This is a genomic window from Adlercreutzia sp. DFI.6.23 (assembly GCF_024462535.1).
Lineage (GTDB): Bacteria > Actinomycetota > Coriobacteriia > Coriobacteriales > Eggerthellaceae > Adlercreutzia > Adlercreutzia rubneri.
In genome coordinates this window covers 1-293 of record NZ_JANGBP010000667.1, presented here as the reverse complement: position 1 = coordinate 293, position 293 = coordinate 1, and the positions used below count along the sequence as shown (strand labels likewise).

Sequence of the window (293 nt, the reverse complement as noted above, 5' to 3'; positions counted from 1 at the left end):
CTGCCGCGACGAGGCCGCCGCCGTGCGCGGCCTGGAGGCAGGCACGCTCACCGTGGGCAGCGCCTACCGACCGCTCTACCGCGCCCTAGCCTCCACCATTACCGCCTTCAGCGCCGAGCACCCCGGCATCCAGGTGCGCATCGAGCACGCGAACAGCTCCACCTTGGCGGCCGGCATGGCGCAGCGCGCCATCGACTTCTCGCTAATGAGCCGCCGCGAGATCGACTGCCGCTGGACGCCGCTGTCCCACGACGCCATGGTGGCCGTGCTGCCGCCAGACCACCCGCTGGCCA

1 protein-coding gene is annotated in these 293 nt (G+C 72.4%); it reads left to right on the top strand.

Annotation, left to right across the window (positions count from 1 at the left end; all coding sequences use genetic code 11):
- Window positions 1-293 (top strand): LysR family transcriptional regulator substrate-binding protein (locus NE591_RS15000; protein ID WP_256157074.1); only part of this gene is annotated, 293 nt, incomplete at both ends.